Here is a 4406-nt window from a genome sequence, read left to right as displayed (position 1 = left end):
GCTTTGTGCTTTATTACTTATAAGAGTTCACTGCGTGTCAGAGATAAATTATGAAAATTCAAAACAGTGCTGTATTTCAAGAAATGCAATCAATGGCTTTAGAAGCCGGCCGTAATAATCAAACTAATAAACTGCCAACTCAGGTGCAGTCTACTTCTACAGCACAATTTGGCGACATGCTAAGTGATGCAATAAATTCAGTGCACGGGTTACAACAAGATGCCGCGCAAAAAGTAACAGCAGTTGAGATGGGGGATCGAAGTGTATCTCTTGCTGAGGCGATGATTGCTTCTCAAAAATCGTCAGTTGCTTTTGAGGCTACAGTACAGGTTCGTAATAAACTTGTTGAAGCTTATAAAGAAATCATGAACATGCCTGTTTAATTAGGTAGTGGAGAATTATTGTGGCGCAATCTAACCAATCTACAGACCTAGCACTTGCTGGTGGCGGTATTGACCAAAGTGGTGGTGATGATCAACAAGAACAAAAGTCAGGCTACTTAAGTGCTTTAAATGGTGTTGATGTATTGCGCCAAGTAACATTGGTTATAGCATTGGCTATTTGTTTAGCTATCGCGATTTTTATTATTATTTGGGCTCGTCAGCCAGATATGCGTCCGTTAGGCAAAATGCAAACAGAAGAGCTTATTCAAACATTAGACTTTTTAGATGCGCAAAAAATTGAATACCAACTAGATGGCAATGTTGTATCGGTTGATGAAAGCGAATACCAAAACATTAAATTGCTAATGACCCGCGAAGGGTTAGAGCAAGGCCCTGCATCTGGCTCCGACATAATTATGCAAGATATGGGCTTTGGTGTAAGCCAACGCTTGGAGCGTGAACGCCTTAAACATGGCCGCGAGCAACAACTTGCCCGCACCATTGAAGAGCTAAATAACATTACTCGCGCCAAAGTATTGTTAGCCATCCCTAAAGAAAACGTATTTGCCCGCAGAGAGAAAAAACCATCCGCTACTGTTGTATTAACACTTAAGCGTGGCCGCTCACTTGACCGTGAAGAAGTAGACTCTGTTGTTGATATGATTGCTTCAGCAGTACAAGGCTTAGAGCCTGCACGTGTTACGGTTACTGACCAAAATGGTCGATTATTAAATTCAGGTTCGCAAAGCTCATTAGCAGCACGCTCTCGTAAAGAATACGATTTAGAACGTAAGCGCGAACAAGAGTATCTTGAAAAAATAGACAGTATTTTAATACCGGTTGTTGGGCTTGCAAACTATACAGCTCAAGTTGATTTGAGCATGGACTTTAGCTCAGTTGAGGAAACTCAAAAGCGTTATAACCCAGACCTACCAGCGGTTAGAAGCGAAACCACATTTGAAGAAAATAACATTGGTGGTTTAGCTGTTGGTATTCCTGGTGCGCTTACAAATCAGCCACCGCTAAACTCAAACATCCCTGAAGTTGCAGGACAAGGCGGCGCAGGCACAGCTACGTCACCAACACGTAGCCACAAAGAAGCAACACGTAATTATGAACTCGATACAACTATTTCTCACAAGCGCCAGCAAAGTGGTGTAATACGCAGAATAAGTGTGTCAGTTGCTGTTGACTACGTCCCTAAAGTGGGAGAAAACGGCGAAACAACTATGGCCCCGCGCTCGGTAGAGGCATTGTCAAATATTCGTCGCTTACTACAAGGTGGTGTAGGTTTTGATATGCAACGTGGTGATGCACTTGAAGTAGTAACAGTGCCGTTTGTACGTGAAGCAACAAATTTAGCAATAGAAGTGCCACTGTGGGAACAAGACTGGTTTATGAAAATAGCCCGCCTTGTACTAGGCGCCTTAGTTATCATTGTATTGATAATGGCAGTAGTAAAACCAATGCTTAAGCGCTTAATTTACCCAGACGATACACTAGAAGAATACGACGAAGATGCATTAAGTTCAGGCGTAGATATTGGCGACAATACACTTGATATGCTAAATAAAGACTTTGATTCTGCTTCGGTTGGTTTCTCAAGTGATGGTACACTGCAGTTACCGGATTTACATGGCGACGAAGATTTACTTAAAGCAATTCGTGCCCTTGTAGCTAACGAACCAGAACTATCATCACAAGTAGTGAAAGCGTGGTTAACAGAAGATGACTGATCAAGAACAAAAACAACTCCCGCCAGCCTTTGATGTTGATAAGCTAGATGGGGTAGATAAAGCCGCTATATTACTTTTGAGTTTATCAGAAGAAGATGCCGCGCAAATCCTTAAACACTTAGAACCTAAACAGGTGCAAAAAGTGGGTATGGCGATGGCTGGGCTACAGGATTTATCTCAAGCTAAAATTAGCGCTGTACACAACTTGTTTATAGAACAAATTCAAAGCTTTAGTACCATTGGTTTTCAGTCAGAAGACTTTATTAAAAAAGCGCTTACAGCAGCACTTGGTGAAGACAAAGCCGCTAGCCTTATTGACCAAATTGTTATGGGCTCAGGCGCTAAAGGCTTGGATTCATTAAAATGGATGGACTCTAAGCAGGTAGCAAACATTATTCGTAATGAGCATCCGCAAATTCAAACCATTGTATTATCGTATTTAGAGCCAGAACAGTCAGCTGAGATTATTGCTCAGTTCCCTGAAAAAGTGCGTTTAGATTTAACAATGCGTATTGCAAACCTTGAAGAAGTTCAGCCAGCAGCACTGCAAGAGCTAAACGAAATTATGGAAAAACAATTTGCCGGCCAAGCAGGTGCACAAGCCGCTAAAATGGGTGGCTTAAAAGCAGCTGCAGATATAATGAACTACCTAGATACCAATGTAGAAGGGCAGTTAATGGACTCTATTCGTGAGCATGACGAAGAGATGTCGCAGCAAATTCAAGACTTAATGTTTGTGTTTGAAAACTTAATGGATGTTGAAGACCGTGGTATTCAAGCAATCCTACGAGAAGTACAACAAGACGTATTAATGAAAGCAATTAAAGGCACCGACGATGCCCTTAAAGATAAAATACTGGGCAATATGTCTAAGCGTGCAGCCGAAATGCTTGCTGATGATTTAGAAGCTATGGCACCTGTTCGTATAAGTGAAGTAGAAGCGGCGCAAAAAGAGATTTTATCAACAGCGCGTCGTTTATCTGACTCAGGTGAAATTCAGCTGGGCGGCGGCGGTGGCGAGGAGTTCTTGTAAGCCATGAGCAAACTCAAAGGGCGCACACTTCGGGCTGATGAAGCAGATGAATTATTAAAAAACTGGGCTATTCCAGATGTAGCACCAGATGAGAGCAGCTTTGGCAATCGCTCTACGGCTTACGGCACACCGCTTAGTGATCTGTATAAAAAAGAATTAGCTGAAGAAATGCCAATTGATGAGCCACAAGAACCAGAATTGCCTGCGCTTACTATGGTTGAGCTTGAACGCATTAGGCAAGACGCCTACGAAGAAGGCCTCAAGCAAGGTCATGAGCAAGGCTACATAGACGGTTTTGAAAAAGGCGTTGGCGAAGGCAAAGAGGCAGGCTACAAAGAAGGCTTAGAGCAAGGTAAAACAAAAGGCCTTGATGACGTAAAACCATTAATTGAAGAGCAGTTAACAAGTTTAAAAACTATTTTAGAGGGACTTACTGCACCGCTAGATAAAGTAGATGAACAAGCTGAAAAGCAATTAGTACAACTTGCTAGTATGTTAGCGGAAGCTGTTATTTATCAAGAAGTAAAAACATCGCCTGATGTGATTTTACATACGTTAAAGCAAAGTATAGATTCTCTTAATGCCGAGCAAGAAAAAGTACGAATTCATTTAAACCCCGAAGATTTAGAGCTCATAAAAGAGAGTTACGGTGAACAAACCATTATTGATAATAACTGGCAATTAATGGCAGAGCCCACTCTTGAGCGCGGTGGCTGTGAAGTTAAAACAGCGCAATCATCACTCGATATGACCCTTAAAACACGTGTCAAAGAAACGTTGGATAGTTTTTTGCATAATAGTGGTATCTAACTATTTTATTGGCGTGTTATGTCAACTCAACGTGCACCTTTAAGCGAACGCTTATCTCAATATCAACAACATATTAAAACCCCAGCGCCTGCTGTGGCAGGTATTTTAACGCGTGTTGTTGGCCTTACCCTTGAGGCTAGAGGTTTACGTGCTCCCGTTGGTAGCCAATGTAAAATAGAAACTATGAACGGCTTTGTAGACGCCGAAATAGTCGGTTTTAACGATCAAACTTTGTATTTAATGCCTAATGATCATATCTCTGGTGTACTTCCTGGTGCGCGTGTAATTCCTCAAGTTAATAACTTAGGTTTACCTGTAGGGATGAGTTTACTAGGGCGCGTGGTTGATGGCTTAGGGCGACCGCTAGATGGCCTTGGTAAAATTAATGCTGAGCATCATTTAAAGTTTGCACAAAATACTATAAACCCGCTTTCAAGAAGACCA

Annotated in this window: 4 protein-coding genes and 1 pseudogene; all 5 read left to right on the top strand. The window is 41.8% G+C overall.

Going from position 1 to position 4406, the window contains the following annotated elements:
- The first annotated feature begins 50 nt into the window (after window positions 1-50).
- A complete protein-coding gene (gene fliE / locus H5072_RS12560) occupies window positions 51-383 on the top strand; it encodes a flagellar hook-basal body complex protein FliE (RefSeq protein ID WP_039484631.1) in 333 nt (110 codons plus the stop codon).
- 20 nt (window positions 384-403) lie between these two features.
- Complete coding sequence (gene fliF, locus H5072_RS12555) at window positions 404-2119, top strand: flagellar basal-body MS-ring/collar protein FliF (protein WP_039484629.1); 1716 nt, start codon at window positions 404-406, stop codon at window positions 2117-2119.
- On the top strand, window positions 2112-3152 hold the full coding sequence (gene fliG / locus H5072_RS12550; protein WP_007581881.1) for a flagellar motor switch protein FliG: 1041 nt from the start codon (window positions 2112-2114) through the stop codon (window positions 3150-3152). The genes fliF and fliG overlap by 8 nt, the downstream gene beginning before the upstream one ends.
- 3 nt (window positions 3153-3155) lie before the next feature.
- Entirely contained in the window at window positions 3156-3962 is an 807-nt protein-coding gene (gene fliH, locus H5072_RS12545) for a flagellar assembly protein FliH (RefSeq protein ID WP_002959339.1), read from the top strand.
- An 18-nt stretch (window positions 3963-3980) separates the two neighbouring features.
- Window positions 3981-4406, top strand: a pseudogene (gene fliI, locus H5072_RS12540) (flagellum-specific ATP synthase FliI); the annotation flags it as partial.

The organism is Pseudoalteromonas sp. SR45-5, from assembly GCF_014163565.1.
GTDB lineage: Bacteria > Pseudomonadota > Gammaproteobacteria > Enterobacterales > Alteromonadaceae > Pseudoalteromonas > Pseudoalteromonas distincta.
The sequence above is the reverse complement of the archived record's forward strand: the minus strand, read 5'-3'. Positions and strand labels throughout refer to the sequence as shown.

Bases quoted from the DNA above. Each gene is read 5' to 3' on its own strand.
- fliE (WP_039484631.1), top strand. From the start codon at position 51: ATGAAAATTCAAAACAGTGCTGTATTTCAAGAAATGCAATCAATGGCT.
- fliG (WP_007581881.1), top strand. From the start codon at position 2,112: ATGACTGATCAAGAACAAAAACAACTCCCGCCAGCCTTTGATGTTGAT.
- fliH (WP_002959339.1), top strand. From the start codon at position 3,156: ATGAGCAAACTCAAAGGGCGCACACTTCGGGCTGATGAAGCAGATGAA.